This window comes from Bacillus cereus group sp. BfR-BA-01408, from assembly GCF_022663305.1.
Taxonomy (GTDB): domain Bacteria; phylum Bacillota; class Bacilli; order Bacillales; family Bacillaceae_G; genus Bacillus_A; species Bacillus_A pacificus.
Map to the genome: position 1 here is coordinate 1 of NZ_JAKUFF010000224.1, position 333 is coordinate 333.

The following is a 333-nucleotide window of genomic DNA, read 5'->3' on the forward strand; positions in this document are numbered from 1 at the left end:
CTTGCACAAAATACATTCGTAACTTTGTAAATTCTTCTTCCGGTTCTTTCGTAAATAATTTCGTTAAATAAAGCGCATTTTCATCCCGCTGTGAATACGTTTCCTCTTCTTGTACTTCTTGTTTTTTCGCTTGTTCTTTCTTAAAATCTTTTCTTCCGAACAATTCAAATTGCGGCGTTGTTTCTTTCTCCTCTTCACGCTCTACAAATTCATGTTCTTCTATTTCCTCTTCTTCTACTTCCTGCTCTTTTCTTTCTTCTAGTTGGAACGGTTCAAATGCGTAATCTTCCCACTCATCTGATTCCTTATAGGCTGGCTCTTCGACTTGTGGCG

At 37.8% G+C, this 333-nt stretch carries 1 pseudogene; it reads right to left on the reverse strand.

Going from position 1 to position 333, the window contains the following annotated elements:
• Window positions 1–333 (reverse strand): annotated as a pseudogene (locus MR083_RS27030) (stage VI sporulation protein D); the annotation flags it as partial.